Source organism: Microbacterium sp. PRF11, from assembly GCF_031844085.1.
Lineage (GTDB): Bacteria > Actinomycetota > Actinomycetes > Actinomycetales > Microbacteriaceae > Microbacterium.
In genome coordinates this window covers 768,021-787,139 of sequence record NZ_JAUZUP010000001.1, presented here as the reverse complement: position 1 = coordinate 787,139, position 19,119 = coordinate 768,021, and the positions used below count along the sequence as shown (strand labels likewise).

24 protein-coding genes are annotated in these 19,119 nt (G+C 68.6%); all 24 read left to right on the top strand.

The window, feature by feature from the left end:
- The first annotated feature begins 19 nt into the window (after positions 1 to 19).
- On the top strand, positions 20 to 1,381 hold the full coding sequence (locus tag Q9R20_RS03785; RefSeq protein ID WP_311248059.1) for a DUF58 domain-containing protein: 1,362 nt from the start codon (positions 20 to 22) through the stop codon (positions 1,379 to 1,381).
- Complete coding sequence (locus tag Q9R20_RS03780) at positions 1,378 to 3,888, top strand: transglutaminaseTgpA domain-containing protein (protein WP_311248058.1); 2,511 nt, start codon at positions 1,378 to 1,380, stop codon at positions 3,886 to 3,888. The genes Q9R20_RS03785 and Q9R20_RS03780 overlap by 4 nt, the downstream gene beginning before the upstream one ends.
- Complete coding sequence (locus Q9R20_RS03775; RefSeq protein WP_311248057.1) at positions 3,885 to 5,489, top strand: DUF5684 domain-containing protein; 1,605 nt, start codon at positions 3,885 to 3,887, stop codon at positions 5,487 to 5,489. The genes Q9R20_RS03780 and Q9R20_RS03775 overlap by 4 nt, the downstream gene beginning before the upstream one ends.
- Positions 5,486 to 6,370: a hypothetical protein gene (locus Q9R20_RS03770; RefSeq protein ID WP_311248056.1), complete on the top strand. Its 885-nt coding sequence runs from the start codon at positions 5,486 to 5,488 to the stop codon at positions 6,368 to 6,370. Before Q9R20_RS03775 ends, Q9R20_RS03770 begins: the two co-directional genes overlap by 4 nt.
- A gap of 357 nt (positions 6,371 to 6,727) precedes the next feature.
- Positions 6,728 to 7,096, top strand: coding sequence for a 30S ribosomal protein S12 (rpsL, locus tag Q9R20_RS03765; RefSeq protein ID WP_013584051.1), 369 nt, complete (start codon positions 6,728 to 6,730; stop codon positions 7,094 to 7,096).
- A 5-nt stretch (positions 7,097 to 7,101) separates the two neighbouring features.
- On the top strand, positions 7,102 to 7,572 hold the full coding sequence (rpsG, locus tag Q9R20_RS03760) for a 30S ribosomal protein S7 (RefSeq protein ID WP_295838734.1): 471 nt from the start codon (positions 7,102 to 7,104) through the stop codon (positions 7,570 to 7,572).
- 87 nt (positions 7,573 to 7,659) lie between these two features.
- Positions 7,660 to 9,774: an elongation factor G gene (gene fusA / locus Q9R20_RS03755; RefSeq protein WP_311248055.1), complete on the top strand. Its 2,115-nt coding sequence runs from the start codon at positions 7,660 to 7,662 to the stop codon at positions 9,772 to 9,774.
- 160 nt (positions 9,775 to 9,934) lie between these two features.
- Positions 9,935 to 11,128: an elongation factor Tu gene (gene tuf, locus Q9R20_RS03750; RefSeq protein WP_056226238.1), complete on the top strand. Its 1,194-nt coding sequence runs from the start codon at positions 9,935 to 9,937 to the stop codon at positions 11,126 to 11,128.
- 148 nt (positions 11,129 to 11,276) lie between these two features.
- Positions 11,277 to 11,495: an Rv0909 family putative TA system antitoxin gene (locus Q9R20_RS03745; protein WP_311248054.1), complete on the top strand. Its 219-nt coding sequence runs from the start codon at positions 11,277 to 11,279 to the stop codon at positions 11,493 to 11,495.
- 436 nt (positions 11,496 to 11,931) lie between these two features.
- Positions 11,932 to 12,240, top strand: a complete 309-nt coding sequence (gene rpsJ, locus Q9R20_RS03740) for a 30S ribosomal protein S10 (protein ID WP_013584016.1) — start codon at positions 11,932 to 11,934, stop codon at positions 12,238 to 12,240.
- An 8-nt stretch (positions 12,241 to 12,248) separates the two neighbouring features.
- Positions 12,249 to 12,908, top strand: coding sequence for a 50S ribosomal protein L3 (gene rplC / locus Q9R20_RS03735; RefSeq protein WP_295838225.1), 660 nt, complete (start codon positions 12,249 to 12,251; stop codon positions 12,906 to 12,908).
- A 2-nt stretch (positions 12,909 to 12,910) separates the two neighbouring features.
- Positions 12,911 to 13,573 carry a 50S ribosomal protein L4 gene (rplD, locus tag Q9R20_RS03730; RefSeq protein WP_311248053.1) on the top strand — a complete coding sequence of 221 codons (663 nt, stop codon included), beginning with the start codon at positions 12,911 to 12,913 and terminating at the stop codon, positions 13,571 to 13,573.
- Entirely contained in the window at positions 13,570 to 13,869 is a 300-nt protein-coding gene (rplW, locus tag Q9R20_RS03725; RefSeq protein WP_144829723.1) for a 50S ribosomal protein L23, read from the top strand. The genes rplD and rplW overlap by 4 nt, the downstream gene beginning before the upstream one ends.
- A 24-nt stretch (positions 13,870 to 13,893) precedes the next feature.
- Complete coding sequence (gene rplB, locus Q9R20_RS03720) at positions 13,894 to 14,733, top strand: 50S ribosomal protein L2 (protein WP_013584012.1); 840 nt, start codon at positions 13,894 to 13,896, stop codon at positions 14,731 to 14,733.
- 12 nt (positions 14,734 to 14,745) lie between these two features.
- Positions 14,746 to 15,027 (top strand): 30S ribosomal protein S19, encoded by a 282-nt coding sequence (gene rpsS, locus Q9R20_RS03715; protein WP_013584011.1) that lies wholly within the window; start codon positions 14,746 to 14,748, stop codon positions 15,025 to 15,027.
- Positions 15,028 to 15,049: 22 nt separating this feature from the next.
- A complete protein-coding gene (gene rplV, locus Q9R20_RS03710; RefSeq protein WP_013584010.1) occupies positions 15,050 to 15,448 on the top strand; it encodes a 50S ribosomal protein L22 in 399 nt (132 codons plus the stop codon).
- Positions 15,448 to 16,206, top strand: a complete 759-nt coding sequence (gene rpsC, locus Q9R20_RS03705) for a 30S ribosomal protein S3 (protein ID WP_013584009.1) — start codon at positions 15,448 to 15,450, stop codon at positions 16,204 to 16,206. The genes rplV and rpsC overlap by 1 nt, the downstream gene beginning before the upstream one ends.
- A complete protein-coding gene (rplP, locus tag Q9R20_RS03700; protein ID WP_056226254.1) occupies positions 16,206 to 16,625 on the top strand; it encodes a 50S ribosomal protein L16 in 420 nt (139 codons plus the stop codon). Before rpsC ends, rplP begins: the two co-directional genes overlap by 1 nt.
- The gene (gene rpmC / locus Q9R20_RS03695) at positions 16,625 to 16,936 is read left to right on the top strand and encodes a 50S ribosomal protein L29 (RefSeq protein WP_013584007.1); all 312 of its coding nucleotides are present in this window, start codon (positions 16,625 to 16,627) and stop codon (positions 16,934 to 16,936) included. Before rplP ends, rpmC begins: the two co-directional genes overlap by 1 nt.
- Positions 16,936 to 17,268: a 30S ribosomal protein S17 gene (rpsQ, locus tag Q9R20_RS03690; protein ID WP_295838215.1), complete on the top strand. Its 333-nt coding sequence runs from the start codon at positions 16,936 to 16,938 to the stop codon at positions 17,266 to 17,268. Before rpmC ends, rpsQ begins: the two co-directional genes overlap by 1 nt.
- 35 nt (positions 17,269 to 17,303) lie before the next feature.
- The gene (gene rplN, locus Q9R20_RS03685; protein WP_013584005.1) at positions 17,304 to 17,672 is read left to right on the top strand and encodes a 50S ribosomal protein L14; all 369 of its coding nucleotides are present in this window, start codon (positions 17,304 to 17,306) and stop codon (positions 17,670 to 17,672) included.
- 2 nt (positions 17,673 to 17,674) lie between these two features.
- The gene (rplX, locus tag Q9R20_RS03680) at positions 17,675 to 18,034 is read left to right on the top strand and encodes a 50S ribosomal protein L24 (RefSeq protein WP_094736303.1); all 360 of its coding nucleotides are present in this window, start codon (positions 17,675 to 17,677) and stop codon (positions 18,032 to 18,034) included.
- 2 nt (positions 18,035 to 18,036) lie between these two features.
- On the top strand, positions 18,037 to 18,627 hold the full coding sequence (gene rplE / locus Q9R20_RS03675) for a 50S ribosomal protein L5 (RefSeq protein WP_295838209.1): 591 nt from the start codon (positions 18,037 to 18,039) through the stop codon (positions 18,625 to 18,627).
- A gap of 92 nt (positions 18,628 to 18,719) precedes the next feature.
- On the top strand, positions 18,720 to 19,118 hold the full coding sequence (gene rpsH / locus Q9R20_RS03670; protein WP_013584002.1) for a 30S ribosomal protein S8: 399 nt from the start codon (positions 18,720 to 18,722) through the stop codon (positions 19,116 to 19,118).
- Position 19,119 lies beyond the last annotated feature (1 nt).

Here is a 19,119-nt window from a genome sequence, read left to right as displayed (position 1 = left end):
CCCCCGCGGGAGGTGACCGATGCCCGACGTGAACCTCACGGAGTCGCGACTGACGCGCACCTCGTTCACCGGCTCGCGCACCTCGATCACGTCCACCTCGGTGCGCCGTCAACGGCGCATCGTCCGGGCCGTCGTGCAGATCGCCGAGGCCTGGCGGGTCACCACTCAGGCCGTCGCCGCCGCGGCGCGGTGGGCCGGCCGTACCGTGCGCCCGGCCGGGGCGGTCGCGGTCGCCGCGGCCGGGGGACTGTTCTTCGGTCTCGCGTTCGGGTGGGTCGAGTGGATGGTCGCCGGGTGCGCGGCCCTGCTGCTGCTCGCGATGAGTGTGCCGTTCCTGTTCGGTGCGCGCGCGTACGAGGTGGACCTCGCCCTCGCGCACGAGCGGGTGGTCGCGGGGACCGGGGTCACCGGCGAGATCGTGGTGCGCAACGACAGCGCCCGCCCCGCGCTCCCGGGTCGGCTCGACATCCCGGTCGGCAAGGGCCTGGTCGAGTTCGGGGTCCCGTTCCTTCGTCCCGGGCAGAGCACCGCCGAGCCGCTCGAGATCCCCGCCCTGCCGCGCGGTGTCGTGCGCGTGGGGCCGGTCACGACCGTGCGGAGCGATCCGGTGGGGCTGCTGCGCCGCGAACACGCCTTCGACGACGTGCACGACCTGTACGTCCACCCGCGCACGGTGAGTCTGCCCTCCACGAGCGCGGGTCTCGTGCGCGACCTCGAAGGCAACGCCACCCGGCGCCTGGTCGACGCCGACATGTCGTTCCACGCGATCCGCGAGTACGTCCCCGGCGACTCCCGCCGCCAGGTGCACTGGAAGTCGACGGCGAAGACCGGCCGGCTCATGGTGCGCCAGTACGAGGAGTCACGCCGCTCGCGGATGGCCGTCGTGCTCGCCGCGGCGACGCAGGAGTACGCGGATGCCGACGAGTACGAGCTCGCGGTCTCGGCCGCGGCGTCGCTGGGGCTGCGTGCGGTCCGCGATGCGCGCGACATCGACATCGTCACCGGTACCGAGATCCCGCGGGTCGTGAAGGGGCGGCTGCGGGCGATCCGCCACGTGCCCGTCGTGTCGCCGCGGGCGATGCTCGACGGGTTCAGCGGTCTCGACCGGCACGAGAACACGATGGCCGTCGAAGACGTGTGCCGCCTCGCCGCCGAGGCCAACGAGCGCTTGTCGATCGCCTTCCTGGTGGTGGGATCGACGGTTCCGCTGGCCCGCCTGCGACAGGCCGCCCTCGCCTTCCCGTCCGACACCGCGGTCGCCGCCGTCATCTGCGACGAGCGCGCGCATCCGCGAATGCAGAGCGTCGCGGGCTTGACGGTGCTGACGATCGGGACCCTCGACGACCTGTCGGGCCTGCTCGTGCGGGGGGCGACCTCGTGAGCGCGTCACGCGAAGACCGCCGCCCCCTTCGGCGCGACCCCTCGTCCGTCCCGCGGTGGACCGCCGGCGGGCTCTACGTCCTCGCCAGCGTCGTGCTGGCCGCGGTCGCGGCATGGCCCGTGTACGCGACGGGCTCCTTCCTGGTGCTCGTGGGCGTCTCGGCGGTCGTCGCCGCCGGCATCGTCGCCCTCGTCGTGTGGCGCCGGTGGGGCGGTTGGATCCTGGCCGCGGCCCTGTCGATCGCGTTCGCCCTGATCGCCGTGCCGCTGGCCGTGCCGTCGCGCCTGACGTCGCCGCTCGACGTGCTCCGGGGGGTGGGCGAGTCGTTCGCCGGCGTCCTGCTGGCGTGGAAGGACCTCGTCACGGTCGACCTCCCGGTGGGCACGTACCGCAACCTGCTCATCCCGGCCCTCCTGGTGTTCCTCGTGGGGACCGCCCTCGCCCTCGCCCTGGCCGTGCGTACCGACCGGCGAGCGCCGGCGGCGGTGGTCGTGGGGTTGGCGATGACCGGTTTCGGTCTGTTCTTCGGCCGCACCTCCCCGAGCGCACCGCTCATCCTCGGCCCCCTCGTGCTGCCCGCGCCGGTGGAGACGGCGGTGGGCCTGAGCGCGATGCTGGCGGCCGTGCTCTGGCTCGCGTGGCGGGCGCGCGATGAACGCGGACGGGCGCTGCGGCGTGCGAGCGACGTGTCGACCGTCGCGGTGGGACGCAGCTCCACCGCCGCGGATCGCCGGCGCGCGGCGCTGGGTGCGGCCATGCTGGCGATCGCCGTGGTGGCGACGGTCGCCGTCGTCCCGTGGGCGGCGCGCGACGCCGACCGCCAGGTGCTGCGTTCGATCGCCGGTCCCGAGCGGCAGATCGCCGAGGCCGTGAGCCCCCTGGCCGAATACCGCGCCCTGTTCTCCGACGCCCGCTCCGGGGACGTGCTCTTCCGTGTCACGGGAGACGGGGCACTGCCCGAACGCATCCGCATCGCCACTCTCGACTCCTACGACGGGGAGATCTTCCGCGCGTCGGGCGACGAGGGGTCGGGATTCGTCCGGCTCCCCTCCACCCGCGACGCGGGCGAGGGTCGCGCCGTGCAGGCCGACATCGAGATCGACGCCTTGAGCGGAATCTGGATGCCGACCGCCGGGCGCCTCTCCTCGGCCGAGTTCGAGGGCGAGCGGCGCGGGCAGCTCGCCGACCGTTTCTACTACAGCGCCGACGCCGAGGCGGGCGTCCAGACCGCCGACGGGGGCGTGCGCTCCGGCGACCGGTACCGCCTCACCGGCGTCGAACCCACCGCCGAGGATCTCGCGTCGATGACGGCGCCCGGCGACAGCGAGGGGATCGCCGGCGGCGACAATCTGCGCCGCTGGGTCGACGAGCATGCGGCCGGTTCGGACGGTGCGGCTCTGCAATCGCTCGTGCAGCTCCTCCGCGAGCGCGGATACCTCAGTCACAGCCTCGCGCCGGAGGGGGCGGCCCCGCCCGCCTGGACCGCGGATCTGCCGGGCTACCAGTTGCAGCCGAGTGCGTCCGGTCACTCGATCGCACGAGTGGACCGCATGTTCGAGCGGCTGCTCGAGCGCGAGGACGACCCGCGTGCGGCGGCATCCGACAATTACGTCGCCGCCGTCGGCGACGACGAGCAGTTCGCCGTCGCCGCGGCCCTCATCGCCCACGAGCTGGGCTTCCCGGCGCGCGTGGTCGTGGGGGCGCGGCTGGTGTCGACGGATTCCTCGCTCGCGACGTGCGAGGCGGGGGAGTGCCGCGCGCGCGATCTCAGTGCCTGGACCGAGGTGCGCGGCGACGACGGTCGCTGGGCCGCCCTCGACGTGACGCCGCAGTGGGAGAAGTCCCCGAGCCTCGAGGTCACGCAGCAGCAGGACCCGGAGAACGTCACCGAGGTGCGCCCCGACACCGTCGAGGAGGTCGTGCCGCCCGAGCCGGTGCAGGAGGACAACGCCAACGACGACGACACGCGATCCGACGATGCGCTGGACCTCACTGCCCTGTGGGCCGTGCTGCGCGTGGTCGGCATCGCCGTTCTCGTCCTCCTCGTGCTGTTCGGCCCCTTCCTCGCGATCGTCGTGGCCAAGGCGCTGCGCCGCCGCGGTCGTCGCCGCGACCCCGATCCGCGCTCGGCGATCGCCGGCGGATGGGACGAGTACGTCGACGCGGGGGTCGATTCCGGTCGCACGGTTCCGCGCGCGCCGACGCGGCGAGAGGTGGCCGAGGCCTTCGAGACACCGGCCGGAACCCGACTGGCCGACGACGCGGACCGCGCCGTGTTCTCCTCGGTCGCGGTGTCCGACGACGAGGTCTCCGCGTTCTGGCGCATCGTCGACGAGGAACGACGCGCGATGACGCGTCAGCGAGGCTTCTGGCGACGCGTGCGCGCGGCCGTATCGTTGAGATCGTTCCTGCGGTTCCTCGCCCCGCGCCGTTCACGGCGGGGGACGCCGCACCGCGACGAGAGGGGGAAGCGTTCCACCGCCCAGGGGGGACGCGACACGACATGACCGATTCGACCACGGTGGTTCTCGGAGCGACGTCGTTCGCGCTCGTCGTCGTGCTGTACGTGTGGTTCGCGCTCGCGCTCGCGGCGATGTTCCGCAAGATGGACGAGCCCGCGTGGCAGGCCTGGGTGCCCGTGCTCAACGTCGCCACGGTGCTCAAGCGCGGTGGCTTCTCGCCGTGGCTGGTGCTGTTGAACATCGTCCCGCTCTTCGGCGGGGTGGCGTTCATCGCCGTGTTCGTCGTGGCCGTGCACCGCATCAACACCGGCTTCGGCGTCGGCGGCGGGTACACCGTGGTCGGTGCGCTCTTCCCCGTCATCTGGGCCAGCATCCTCGGCTGGGGCTCAGCGCGGTACGCCGGTGCGCGGCGGTCCGAGCGCGTGAGCGAGGACTCGGCCCCCGTCCGCCGGGGGCGCGACTTCGACGGACCCTACGTCCCACTCATCGGCGGGTGGACGCCCGAGCCCGCGCTCTCCTCCGATCCCGGGGCCCCGGCATCGCGTCCCGCCGCCTCCGACTCGCCGTCGGAGCCCGTCGTCCAACCGTTCGCGGCCCCCTCGGGCTCGCTCGCCGACGCCGTGCCATCGACGAGCGACTGGGCGCCCCCGCTCGACTCGCGCCCGGTCTCGTTCGACGACCGCCAAGCTGCGCCTCCGGCCGCCGCTGCGGCTCCGGCCCCCGCGACGTCGGTGTTCGACGTGCTCGACGCCCTCCGCGACGGTGCCCCCGACGAGCAGTCGGATCGGGCGGTCCCGGATGCCGCGCCCCCGGCGTCGAATGCTCCCGCGGCCGCGTCGGCCGACGAAGACCGCCGCCGCCCCGCGACACCGTTCGCCGACGAGGAGCCGCCGACGCGTGCCGTTCCGATCGTGACGCCCGCGGCCGACATCCCGACCTGGTCCTCCCCGGCCCCCGCCGACGAGGCGCCCGCGGCGAACGAAGAGCCTGAGGTCGTGGCCCCGTGGGTCGGTCCTCCCCGTCGCACCGCCGCGTCGGACCCCTCGCCTCACGCGCCCATCACCGACATCCCCCTCACCCGGCCGGCGGCGGAGCCCGTCGCCGCGCCCCGCCCCGAGCCTGTGGAACAAGGCGACGACTTCCCCGAGCTGTCCGAGGCGGTGTCGGCGGTGTCCGGAGCCCCCGACGCCGGTTCGCCGCGTTCGGCTCGCACCTCCGTCTCGGCGCTGTACACGCAGCCCGAGGTGCCCGCGGTCTCGGCCGACGAGGACTTCGACGCGCTCGATCGCACCGTGGTGACTCGGCGGAAGCGCATTCCGTGGGCGTTGATCCCGCCCAGCGGCGCTCCCGTGGACATCACCTCCACGGTCGTCATCCTGGGTCGGCGTCCCGGCCCCGACGCCGCCCACCCCGACGCCCAGCTCGTCGCGATCTCCGACGAGACCCGGACCGTGTCGAAGACCCACGCCCGTCTCGAGCTGCGTGGCGACACCTGGTACGTCACCGATCTGCACTCCACGAACGGGGTGCTGTTCGCGACGCTCATGGGAACCGAGGTCGAGGCGCCTCCCGGGGAGGAGATCGAGGCGGGGGAGCGGTTCTTCCTCGGCGACGCGGAGGTGCGCCTCTCGCGGAGCGACGCGTGAGCGGACCGGCCGACCGCTCCGACGACCCCGACGAGGTGACCATCTGGGCGGGGCGCCTGCGGTCGTGGCCGGCCAACCCGCCGGCCGAGGTCGACGCCGTCCCGGTCGAGGAGTCGCCGGACGATGACACCGTCCTCGTCGCGCCCGAGGCGCCGGACGACGAGACGGCCCTGCCCTCGCAGCACGGCGCCGAGGACGACACCGTCCTGTCGACGGGTGCGTTCGCAGCGGATGACACGGTGCTGGCGCCGGGGGAGCTCGCGGCGGATGACACCGTGCTGTCGTCTCGAGAGGTCGCGGTCGATGACACCGTGCGGTCGCCCTCCGCTCCCTCGGCAGACGGCGTTGTCACGTCCCCGCCGGGTGGGTTCGGCACGCGCCCCCGGGGCGGTGCTGTCCCGGCTCCGCCCGACAGCCCCCTCGACGAGGCCACGGCGCGCTCCTCGAGGGCGGCCCCCGCGGCGCAGATCGCCGACGACGTCGAGACGACCGCACCGCGACGCGCTGCGGCGGGCGACCTCGACGAGGCGACCCGGCGGCGGTCGTCAGTCGAGTCCGGTGCGGATCCCGACACAGCCGCCGGCACCCGACGCGCCCGCCGGGCGTCGATCGAGGCGACCGTCGAACCCGAGACGTCGGTGCCGGGAGGCCGGCGCGACGCCCGTTCCCCCGTCCCGCTGCAGCGGGAGAGCTACGACCTGCGCCGCGATGTCCCCGTCCGCGTCGAGCGGCGGGTCGAGATGCGCTCGCCCGGTCTCGAGGATGCCGCCGCGGTCCGCCCGCGCGCCCGCCGCGGCGCGGCACGGGTCGTCGTGCTCGCTGTCATCGTCGGTGTCCTCGTCGCGGCGGCCGCGGTGGGCGCGGTCCTCCTGCTCGGCTGAGGCGCCGCTCGTCCGGGCGATCTCCCAGCTGCGGAAAGCGGCGGACGTTTGCCGCACCCCCGCAGAACGCGTATCATTGAGCGGGTGTGCGTTCACGCGCGCCGTGTGTCATGCCCTCGGGTGTGTCGCTCGGATCAACGCTCGCACCATCTCAGGGATCGGCCTGCGAACAGGTCGCCCCCACGGCATATCCACCACGAAGCGCGCGAGGTCATTCTCGCGCGGGGTGGATCACACGTGAGCCCGACACGTCACGAATCGCAAGATGAGCGGCATGGCGGGGGAGACACGACGCTGTCACCGTGCAGCACCCTGGGCGCCACCGCGAGGGAACGCCCAGCCAATCAAGGAGAGAACGTGCCAACCATTCAGCAGTTGGTTCGCAAGGGCCGCTCGCCGAAGGTCTCGAAGACCAAGGCTCCCGCGCTGAAGTCGAACCCCCAGCAGGCCGGCGTGTGCACCCGCGTGTACACCACGACCCCCAAGAAGCCGAACTCGGCCATGCGCAAGGTCGCCCGTGTGAAGCTGCGCAACGGCACCGAGGTCACCGCCTACATCCCCGGCGAGGGCCACAACCTGCAGGAGCACTCGCTCGTGCTCGTCCGCGGTGGTCGCGTCAAGGACCTCCCCGGTGTCCGTTACAAGATCGTCCGCGGTGCGCTCGACACCCAGGCTGTCAAGAACCGTAAGCAGGCTCGTAGCCGCTACGGCGCGAAGAAGGGCTGAGAACCATGCCTCGTAAGGGTCCTGCCCCGAAGCGTCCCGTCGTCAACGACCCGGTGTACGGCGCTCCCGTCGTCACCCAGCTGGTCAACAAGATCCTCGTCGACGGCAAGAAGTCCATCGCCGAGTCGATCGTCTACGAAGCCCTCAAGGGCGTCGAGGCGAAGAACAGCCAGGACGCCGTCGCCACGCTCAAGAAGGCGCTCGACAACGTCCGTCCCACCCTCGAGGTCAAGAGCCGCCGCGTCGGTGGCTCGACCTACCAGGTTCCCGTCGAGGTCAAGCCGCACCGTGCGAACACCCTCGCACTGCGCTGGCTCGTGAGCTACGCCAAGGGCCGTCGTGAGAAGACGATGACCGAGCGTCTGCAGAACGAGATCCTCGACGCCTCGAACGGCCTCGGTGCCGCGGTCAAGCGCCGCGAGGACACCCACAAGATGGCCGAGTCGAACCGCGCCTTCGCGCACTACCGCTGGTAAAACCCGCGGAGGGTCCGTGACCGCACCCCGGTCGCGGACCCTCCGATGGGCCCGGCATCAACCTCCCAACAGGTAAGGAAGACACCCGTGGCACAAGACGTGCTCACCGACCTGCACAAGGTCCGCAACATCGGCATCATGGCCCACATCGACGCCGGCAAGACCACGACGACCGAGCGCATCCTGTTCTACACGGGCGTCAACCACAAGATCGGTGAGACGCACGACGGTGCGGCTACCACCGACTGGATGGAGCAGGAGCAGGAGCGTGGCATCACCATCACCTCCGCCGCCGTGACCTGCTTCTGGGACAAGAACCAGATCAACATCATCGACACCCCCGGTCACGTCGACTTCACCGTCGAGGTCGAGCGCTCGCTCCGCGTCCTCGACGGCGCCGTCGCCGTCTTCGACGGCAAGGAGGGCGTCGAGCCCCAGTCCGAGACCGTGTGGCGTCAGGCCGACAAGTACGACGTCCCCCGCATCTGCTTCGTCAACAAGATGGACAAGCTGGGTGCCGACTTCTACTTCACGGTCGACACCATCGTCAACCGCCTGAAGGCCAAGCCGCTCGTCATCCAGCTGCCCATCGGTGCCGAGAACGACTTCGTCGGCGTGATCGACCTCGTCGAGATGCGTGCGCTGGTCTGGCCCGGTGACGCCAAGGGTGACGTGACCATGGGCGCCAAGTACGAGATCCAGGAGATCCCGGCCGACCTCGCCGACAAGGCGGCCGAGTACCGCCAGCAGCTCCTCGAGACGGTCGCCGAGTCCGACGACGCCCTGCTCGAGAAGTTCTTCGGCGGTGAGGAGCTCACGGTCGCCGAGATCAAGGGCGCCATCCGCAAGATGACCATCGCCTCGGAGCTCTACCCCGTGCTCTGCGGTTCGGCGTTCAAGAACCGCGGCGTGCAGCCCATGCTCGACGCGGTCGTGGACTACCTCCCCTCGCCCCTGGACGTGCCCGCCATCGAGGCGCACGACCCCAAGGACGAAGAGATCGTCATCGAGCGCCACGCCGACCGCGAGGAGCCCTTCGCGGCTCTCGCGTTCAAGATCGTGACGCACCCGTTCTTCGGTCGCCTCACCTACATCCGCGTGTACTCGGGTCACCTCGACTCCGGCGCCCAGGTCGTCAACGCGACCAAGGGCAAGAAGGAGCGCATCGGGAAGATCTTCCAGATGCACGCCAACAAGGAGATGCCGGTCGAATCCGTCACCGCCGGCCACATCTACGCGGTCATCGGTCTGAAGGACACCACCACCGGTGACACCCTCTGCGACCCCGCGAACCAGGTCGTCCTCGAGTCGATGACGTTCCCGGAGCCGGTCATCGAGGTCGCGATCGAGCCCAAGACCAAGGCCGACCAGGAGAAGCTGGGTGTCGCCATCCAGAAGCTCGCGGAAGAAGACCCGACATTCCGCGTCGAGCAGAACGCCGAGACCGGTCAGACCGTCATCAAGGGCATGGGCGAGCTCCACCTCGACATCCTGGTCGACCGCATGAAGCGCGAGTTCAAGGTCGAGGCCAACGTCGGAAAGCCGCAGGTGGCCTACCGCGAGACGATCCGCAAGTCGGTCGAGCGCCACGACTACACCCACAAGAAGCAGACCGGTGGGTCGGGTCAGTTCGCGAAGATCCAGTTCGCGATCGAGCCCCTCGAGGTCACGGCCGACAAGACCTACGAGTTCGAGAACAAGGTCACCGGTGGTCGTATCCCGCGCGAGTACATCTCGCCGACCGACCAGGGCTTCCAGGACGCCATGAACGTCGGCGTGCTCGCCGGCTACCCCATGGTGGGTGTCAAGGCGATCCTCCTCGACGGCGCCTCGCACGACGTCGACTCGTCGGAGATGGCGTTCAAGATCGCGGGATCCATGGGCTTCAAGGAGGCCGTCCGCAAGGCGAACCCCACCATCCTCGAGCCGATCATGGCCGTCGAGGTGCGTACTCCCGAGGAGTACATGGGCGACGTCATCGGCGACCTGAACTCGCGTCGCGGTCAGATCCAGTCGATGGAAGACGCCGCCGGCGTCAAGGTCGTCCGGGCGAACGTGCCGCTGTCCGAGATGTTCGGCTACATCGGCGACCTGCGCTCGAAGACCTCGGGCCGTGCCGTGTACTCGATGGAGTTCGACAGCTACGCCGATGTCCCGAAGGCCGTGGCCGACGAGATCATCCAGAAGAACAAGGGCGAGTAACACCGCTCTCACGGATGCCGGGAACCCGGGTTCTGCTCAGGTTCCCGGCATCCGCTCAAACTGAATACCGACTCTCTAGTAATCTGAGAACCATCCCCGCGAAGAACCGGTCGCAATCCAGTGCCCGGAACCTCGCAACCAACGTCCTGAGGAGGACCCAGTGGCTAAGGCCAAGTTCGAGCGGACCAAGCCGCACGTGAACATCGGAACGATCGGTCACGTCGACCACGGCAAGACCACGCTCACCGCTGCCATCTCGAAGGTGCTCGCCGACAAGTTCCCGTCGGCCACCAACGTTCAGCGCGACTTCGCGTCGATCGACTCGGCGCCGGAAGAGCGTCAGCGCGGTATCACGATCAACATCTCGCACGTCGAGTACGAGACCCCGAAGCGTCACTACGCTCACGTCGACGCGCCCGGTCACGCCGACTACATCAAGAACATGATCACCGGTGCCGCTCAGATGGACGGCGCGATCCTCGTGGTCGCCGCCACCGACGGCCCGATGGCTCAGACCCGTGAGCACGTTCTGCTCGCCAAGCAGGTCGGCGTGCCCTACCTGCTCGTCGCGCTGAACAAGAGCGACATGGTCGACGACGAGGAGATCCTGGAGCTCGTCGAGCTCGAGGTCCGCGAGCTCCTCTCGTCGCAGGACTTCGACGGCGACAACGCCCCCGTCGTCCGCGTCTCGGGCCTCAAGGCTCTCGAGGGCGACGAGCAGTGGGTCAACGCGATCGTCGAGCTCATGGAGGCCGTCGACGAGTCGATCCCCGACCCGGTGCGTGACAAGGACAAGCCCTTCCTCATGCCCATCGAGGACGTCTTCACGATCACCGGTCGTGGCACGGTCGTCACGGGCCGCGCCGAGCGCGGTACCCTCGCGATCAACTCCGAGGTCGAGATCGTCGGCATCCGCCCGACGCAGAAGACCACGGTCACGGGTATCGAGATGTTCCACAAGCAGCTCGACGAGGCCTGGGCCGGCGAGAACTGTGGTCTGCTCCTCCGCGGCACCAAGCGTGACGACGTCGAGCGCGGCCAGGTCGTCGTGAAGCCCGGTTCGGTCACCCCGCACACCAACTTCGAGGGCACGGCGTACATCCTGTCCAAGGAAGAGGGCGGCCGCCACAACCCGTTCTTCACGAACTACCGCCCGCAGTTCTACTTCCGCACCACCGACGTGACCGGCGTCATCACGCTGCCCGAGGGCACGGAGATGGTCATGCCCGGTGACACCACCGAGATGTCGGTCGAGCTCATCCAGCCGATCGCCATGGAAGAGGGCCTCGGCTACGCGATCCGTGAGGGTGGCCGCACCGTCGGTGCCGGTACCGTCACCAAGATCCTCAAGTAAGTCCTTCCAGACTTCACTCGGCGAAGGCCGGGCCTTCGGGCCCGGCCTTCGTCGTCGGTACCGGAGGGCTTCCCCCGGGCGGGGCGACGACTTCAGAATGAGGAGGAGGCCGACACACGGGTCGGCCCGCTCACCGAGGGAGACGCACATGGCTGGCGTGGACGACATCATCGCGAAGGGCAAGAAGCTCCTCGACGAGAACCGCGACAAGATCGACGAGGCGCTGAAGAGCGAGAAGGCCGAAGAGGTCAGCGACAAGATCCTCGACGGTGCGGCCGACGCGATCAAGAAGGTCGTGCCCACCGAGCATCACGCGAAGATCGACGAGGTGCGAGAGAACGTCGACAAGAACATCGGCAACGCCTGATCACATCAGAGCTTCCGGCGCCGCTCCCTCACGGGGGTGGCGCCGTCGGCGTTTCGACGGGCGATGCTGAGGATCCGCCGGGCGCGACACGCCCGGGTTTGCGACACACCCGAGCGGTCCGTAGACTAGTCCAGTTCCACATTCCGGTGCGCGCTCGGCGCGCGCCAGGATCACTGTCACGGCAGTGCACAGGCGGCGCGAAAGCGCAGGGTCCTGGGCCGCGGACAGCAGAACACACACCGAACCCCCTCTTCCCTCACGGGATCCGCGCGCGTGCGTGCGAGGGGCGGGCCGGAGGCCATGGCATCCGGTTTGACAGCTGAACAGCGGTGCAGCATCTCTCGCGCGAGCGAGGGGAAGTGCCAGGGTGCGTCAGCACCACCGTGCGTCCAATGCCCCAGGTCGGGTAAGACGCGAGAAAGAGAGAGAGCAGACAATGGCGGGACAGAAGATCCGCATTCGCCTGAAGTCGTACGACCACGCCGGACTCGATTCGTCGGCGCGCAAGATCGTCGACACCGTGACCCGTGCCGGCGCCACCGTGGTGGGCCCGGTTCCCCTTCCGACCGAGAAGAACGTCGTGTGCGTCATCCGGTCGCCCCACAAGTACAAGGACAGCCGCGAGCACTTCGAGATGCGCACCCACAAGCGCCTCATCGACATCATCGACCCGACGCCCAAGGCCGTCGACTCGCTGATGCGTCTCGACCTCCCGGCCGATGTCAACATCGAGATCAAGCTCTGAGGTTCGACATGGCTGACATCAACTCCAAGATCTCCAAGGGCCTCCTCGGCACCAAGCTCGGCATGACCCAGGTGTGGGACGAGAACGGCAAGCTCGTTCCCGTCACCGTCATCGAGGTCGCCCCGAACGTCGTGACCCAGCTCCGCTCGGTCGAGAAGGACGGCTACAACGCCGTTCAGATCGGCTACGGCCAGATCGACCCCCGCAAGGTGAACAAGCCCCTCACGGCTCACTTCGACGCCGCCGGCGTCACCCCGCGCCGCCACCTCACCGAGGTGCGCACCGCGGACGCCGCAGACTACGCGCTGGGCCAGGAGCTCACCGTCGACGGTCTGTTCGAGGCCGGCCAGCTGGTCGACGTCGTCGGCACCAGCAAGGGCAAGGGCACCGCCGGTGTCATGAAGCGTCACAACTTCAAGGGCGTCTCCGCATCCCACGGTGCGCACCGCAACCACCGCAAGCCCGGCTCGATCGGCGCCTCGTCGACCCCGAGCCGCGTCTTCAAGGGCATGCGCATGGCCGGCCGTATGGGTGGCGAGCGCGTGACCGTCCTCAACCTCACGGTGCACGCCGTCGACGCCGAGAAGGGACTCATGCTCGTCAAGGGCGCCGTCCCCGGTGCTCGTGGCCGCATCGTCTACGTCCGCAACGCAGTGAAGGGTGCCTGATCATGGCTGACTCGACTCTCGCGCTCGACGTCGTGAAGGCCGACGGCAACAAGGCCGGCTCTGTCGAGCTGCCCGCCGCGATCTTCGACGTCAAGACGAACATCCCGCTCATCCACCAGGTCGTCGTGGCGCAGCGCGCCGCGGCTCGCCAGGGCACGCACTCGACCAAGCGTCGTGGCGAGGTCTCCGGTGCCGGTCGCAAGCCCTTCAAGCAGAAGGGCACGGGTAACGCTCGTCAGGGCTCGATCCGCGCGCCGCACATGACCGGTGGTGGCATCGTCCACGGCCCGAAGCCTCGCGACTACGGCCAGCGCACCCCCAAGAAGATGATCGCCGCCGCTCTGCTCGGCGCGCTCAGCGACCGGGCCCGCGGCCAGCGCCTGCACGTCGTCGACGGCTTCGGCATCGAGGGTGTTCCCTCGACCAAGACCGCCGCGACCGTGCTCAACGCCCTCGGCGCCGTCAAGAACGTACTGGTGGTCATCGACCGCGACGACGAGCTGACGGTCAAGAGCGTGCGCAACCTCGCCTACGTCCACGTGCTGTCCTTCGGTCAGCTGAACGCCTACGACGTGCTCGTCTCCGACGACATCGTCTTCACCAAGGCCGCCTACGACGCGTTCGTCGCGTCGAAGTCCGGCGCCACCGAGGAGGTCTCGGCATGACCGCCGTCAACAAGGACCCGCGCGACATCATCCTGAAGCCGGTCGTCTCCGAGAAGAGCTACTCGCTCATCGACGAGGGCAAGTACACCTTCCTGGTGGACCCCCGCTCGTCGAAGACCGAGATCAAGCTCGCGATCGAGAAGATCTTCGGCGTCAAGGTCGCGTCGGTCAACACGATCAACCGCGTGGGCAAGGCCCGTCGCACCCGCTTCGGCATCGGCAAGCGCAAGGACACCAAGCGTGCCATCGTGTCGCTGAAGTCGGGCACCATCGACATCTTCACGTCTGTCGGCTGACGGTCGGGATAGAGGACAACAACAATGGCTATTCGCAAGTACAAGCCCACGACCCCCGGTCGCCGCGGCTCGTCGGTGGCCGACTTCGCCGAGATCACCCGATCGACGCCCGAGAAGTCGCTGCTGCGCCCGCTGTCGAAGACCGGTGGCCGCAACAACCAGGGCCGCATCACCACCCGCCACATCGGTGGTGGACACAAGCGCCAGTACCGTCTGATCGACTTCCGTCGTAACGACAAGGACGGCATCGACGCCAAGGTCGCTCACATCGAGTACGACCCCAACCGCACCGCGCGTATCGCGCTGCTGCACTACGCGGACGGCGAGAAGCGCTACATCCTCGCTCCCGCGAAGCTGTCGCAGGGCGACGTCGTCGAGTCGGGTGCCGGCGCCGACATCAAGCCCGGCAACAACCTGCCGCTGCGCAACATCCCCACCGGTACCGTGATCCACGCGATCGAGCTCCGTCCCGGTGGCGGTGCGAAGATGGCCCGTTCGGCCGGCGCCTCGGTGCGTCTGGTCGCGAAGGACGGCCCCTACGCGCAGCTGCGTCTGCCCTCGGGCGAGATCCGCAACGTCGACGTGCGCTGCCGCGCCACGATCGGCGAGGTCGGCAACGCCGAGCAGTCGAACATCAACTGGGGCAAGGCCGGCCGCATGCGCTGGAAGGGCGTCCGCCCGACCGTCCGCGGTGTCGCCATGAACCCGGTCGACCACCCGCACGGTGGTGGTGAGGGTAAGACCTCCGGTGGTCGTCACCCTGTTTCGCCGTGGGGCAAGGCTGAAGGCCGCACCCGTCACGCGAACAAGGAGAGCGACAAGCTCATCGTCCGCCGTCGCACCGCCGGCAAGAAGCGCAAGTAGGAGTAGAGGAAGATGCCTCGCAGCCTTAAGAAGGGCCCCTTCGTCGACGAGCACCTGCTTCGCAAGGTCGTCTCGCAGAACGAAGCCGGTTCGAAGAACGTCATCAAGACCTGGTCGCGCCGTTCGATGATCATCCCCGCCATGCTGGGACACACCATCGCCGTGCACGACGGTCGCAAGCACATCCCCGTGTTCGTGACCGAGACCATGGTCGGCCACAAGCTGGGCGAGTTCTCGCCCACCCGCACCTTCCGCGGCCACGTGAAGGACGACAAGAAGGGCCGTCGCCGCTAAGGCGACCGAGGAGGAGAGAGAAATGGTGGAGTCCATCGCACGCGTGCGACACATCCGCGTGACCCCTCAGAAGGCTCGTCGTGTCGTCGCGCTCATCAAGGGCAAGCAGGCCGAAGAGGCCCTCGCGATCCTGAAGTTCGCGCCGCAGGGCGCGAGCGAGCCGATCTACAAGCTCGTCGCCTCGGCGATCGCGAACGCTCGCGTCACCGCCGACAAGACGAACGAATACCTGGATGACGCCGACCTGTACGTGAAGAACGCGTACGTCGACGAGGGCACGACGCTGAAGCGTTTCCAGCCCCGCGCTCAGGGTCGCGCCTTCCAGATCAAGAAGCGCACGAGCCACATCACGGTCGTGCTCGCGACGCCCGAGACCGCTGAGGCGGCCCCGGCTCGCGCCAACAAGAAGGCGAGCAAGTAATGGGACAGAAGGTCAACCCGTACGGCTTCCGCCTCGGCATCACCACCGACCACGTGTCGCGGTGGTTCTCGGACTCGACGAAGGCCGGTCAGCGCTACGCCGACTACCTCGCCGAGGACATCAAGATCCGTCGCCTGCTGACCACGTCGCTCGACCGCGCCGGTGTCAGCAACATCGAGATCGAGCGCACGCGTGACCGCGTCCGCGTCGACATCCACACCGCCCGCCCGGGCATCGTGATCGGTCGCCGCGGCGCCGAGGCCGAGCGCATCCGCGCCGACCTCGAGAAGCTCACCGGAAAGCAGATCCAGCTGAACATCCTCGAGGTCAAGAACCCCGAGGCCGACGCTCAGCTCGTCGCTCAGGGTGTCGCCGAGCAGCTCACCGCTCGCGTGGCTTTCCGCCGCGCGATGCGCAAGGGTCTGCAGGGCGCGCAGCGTGCCGGCGCCAAGGGTGTCCGCATCCAGGTGTCGGGCCGCCTCGGCGGCGCCGAGATGAGCCGCTCCGAGTTCTACCGCGAAGGCCGCGTGCCGCTGCACACCCTGCGCGCGAACATCGACTACGGCTTCTACGAGGCCAAGACGACCTTCGGCCGCATCGGCGTGAAGGTCTGGATCTACAAGGGCGACCTCACCAACAAGGAGCTCGCCCGCGAGCAGGCCAACGCGCCCAAGTCGCGCGGTCGTGACGACCGTGGTGGCGACCGTCGTCGTGGCCCGCGCAACGAGGCCCCCGTGGCAGAAGGAGCGTCGGCGTAATGCTCATCCCCCGCAAGGTCAAGTACCGCAAGCAGCACCACCCGGGCCGTTCCGGCCAGGCCACCGGTGGCACCCAGGTGTCGTTCGGTGAGTTCGGGATCCAGGCGCTGACCCCCGCTTACGTGACCAACCGTCAGATCGAGTCCGCTCGTATCGCCATGACGCGTCACATCAAGCGTGGCGGAAAGGTGTGGATCAACATCTACCCCGACCGTCCCCTCACCAAGAAGCCCGCCGAAACCCGCATGGGTTCCGGTAAGGGATCGCCCGAGTGGTGGGTCGCCAACGTCAAGCCGGGCCGCGTCCTCTTCGAGGTCGCGGGTGTCGACGAGCAGCTCGCTCGCGAGGCACTGACCCGTGCCATTCACAAGCTGCCCCTGAAGGCACGCATCATCAAGCGCGAGGAGGGCGACGCGTAATGGCGATCGGCACCAAGCAGCTCGCCCCGAGCGAGCTCGACACGTTCGAAGACCAGCGCCTCGTCGAGGAGCTGCGCAAGGCCAAGGAAGAGTTGTTCAACCTGCGCTTCCAGTCGGCCACCGGCCAGCTCGAGAGCCACGGCCGCATCCGTGCAGTCAAGCGCGACATCGCGCGTCTGTACACGGTGATCCGTGAGCGCGAGCTCGGCATCCGCGCCACCCCGGCCCCGGTCGAGGCGACGAAGGCGAAGAAGAGCAAGGCGAAGAAGGCGGATGCCGCTGACGACGCCGCGAAGGAAGAGGCGGAGTAATGGCTACCGCGAAGAAGGCAGAGGCCGAGGCGCAGGTCGCCGGCCACGAGCACTCCGAGAACGACGTCCGTGACGAGAACGCCCGCGGTTACCGCAAGGCGCGTCGTGGCTACGTCGTGAGCGACAAGATGGACAAGACCATCGTCGTCGAGGTCGAGGACCGCGTGAAGCACCCGCTCTACGGCAAGGTCATCCGTCGCACCTCGAAGGTCAAGGCGCACGACGAGACCAACTCGGCGGGCATCGGCGACCTCGTCGTCATCAACGAGACCCGTCCGCTGAGCGCCACCAAGCGCTGGCGCCTGGTCGAGATCCTCGAGAAGGCCAAGTAAGCCTCGCGGCTTGCTTGGAACCCAAGGAGTAAAAAGTGATTCAGAACGAATCCCGGCTGAAGGTCGCCGACAACACCGGCGCCAAGGAGCTGCTCACCATCCGCGTGCTCGGCGGCTCCAACCGCCGCTACGCCGGCCTGGGCGACGTCATCGTCGCCACGGTCAAGGACGCGATCCCGGGTGGAAACGTCAAGAAGGGCGACGTGGTCAAGGCCGTCGTCGTCCGCGTCGTGAAGCAGACCCGCCGTCCCGACGGCTCGTACATCAAGTTCGACGAGAACGCCGCCGTGATCCTGAAGAACGACGGGGAGCCCCGCGGCACCCGTATCTTCGGACCGGTCGGTCGTGAGCTTCGCGACAAGAAGTTCATGAAGATCGTCTCGCTCGCCCCGGAGGTCATCTGATCATGGCGAAAATCAAGAAGGGCGACCTGGTTCAGGTCATCTCGGGCGCCAAGCCCGAGCGCGGCGGAGACCGCGGCAAGCAGGGTAAGGTCCTCGAGGTCCTCACCGAGCAGAACCGCGTCATCGTCGAGGGCGTGAACTACGTCACCAAGCACAACCGCGTGGGCCAGTCCCAGCGCGGCACCAAGACCGGTGGCATCGAGACGTTCGAAGCCCCGATCCACATCTCGAACGTCGCGCTCGTCGACCCCTCGACCAAGAAGCCGACCCGTGTCGGCCACCGTGTCGAGGAGCAGGTGAAGGACGGCGTCAAGCGCACCGTCCGCGTGCGTTTCGCGAAGAAGTCAGGCAAGGACCTCTGAACATGAGCACCTCGACTGCCGCGGCGGCTGGCAAGATCCAGCCCCGCCTCAAGCAGAAGTACAACGCCGAGATCAAGAAGGCGCTGCAGGACGAGTTCGGCTACGCCAACGTCATGCAGATCCCCGGCCTGGTCAAGGTCGTCGTGAACACCGGTGTCGGCGAGGCTGCTCGCGACAGCAAGGTGATCGATGGTGCGGTCGACGACCTCACTAAGATCACCGGTCAGAAGCCCATCGTCACCAAGGCCCGCAAGTCCATCGCGCAGTTCAAGCTGCGTGAGGGTCAGGCCATCGGTGCGCACGTCACCCTCCGCGGTGACCGTGCGTGGGAGTTCGTGGACCGCCTCGTCAACCTCGCTCTGCCCCGCATCCGCGACTTCCGCGGTCTGTCGGCCAAGCAGTTCGACGGCAACGGCAACTACACCTTCGGTCTCCAGGAGCAGTCCGTGTTCCACGAGATCGATCAGGACCGCATCGACCGCGTGCGTGGTTTCGACATCACCATCGTCACCACCGCGAAGACCGACGACGAGGGCCGTTCGCTGCTGCGCCAGCTCGGCTTCCCGTTCCAGGCGGCCGACGCTCAGGCCTGAGCCCCCGGGCCCCCGGGATCCCGGGGGCCCCTCATCGAAGGTCGACTGTCGCGTAACGGCAGCCGAAACCTCATGAAAGAAAGAAGCAACACATGACGATGACAGACCCGGTCGCAGACATGCTGACCCGTCTGCGCAACGCGAACTCGGCACACCACGACTCCGTGTCGATGCCGAGCTCCAAGCTCAAGACCAACATCGCCGCCATCCTCAAACAGGAGGGTTACATCGCCGACTGGAGCGTCGAGGACGCCCGCGTCGGCCAGACCCTCAACATGACGCTGAAGTACGGCCCGAACCGCGAGCGGTCGATCGCCGGCATCAAGCGCGTCTCGAAGCCCGGCCTCCGCGTGTACGCCAAGTCCACGGAGGTCCCCACGGTCCTCGGCGGCCTCGGCGTCGCCATCCTGTCCACCTCCTCCGGTCTCCTCACCGACCGTCAGGCCGAGCAGAAGGGCGTCGGCGGGGAAGTCCTCGCCTACGTGTGGTGAT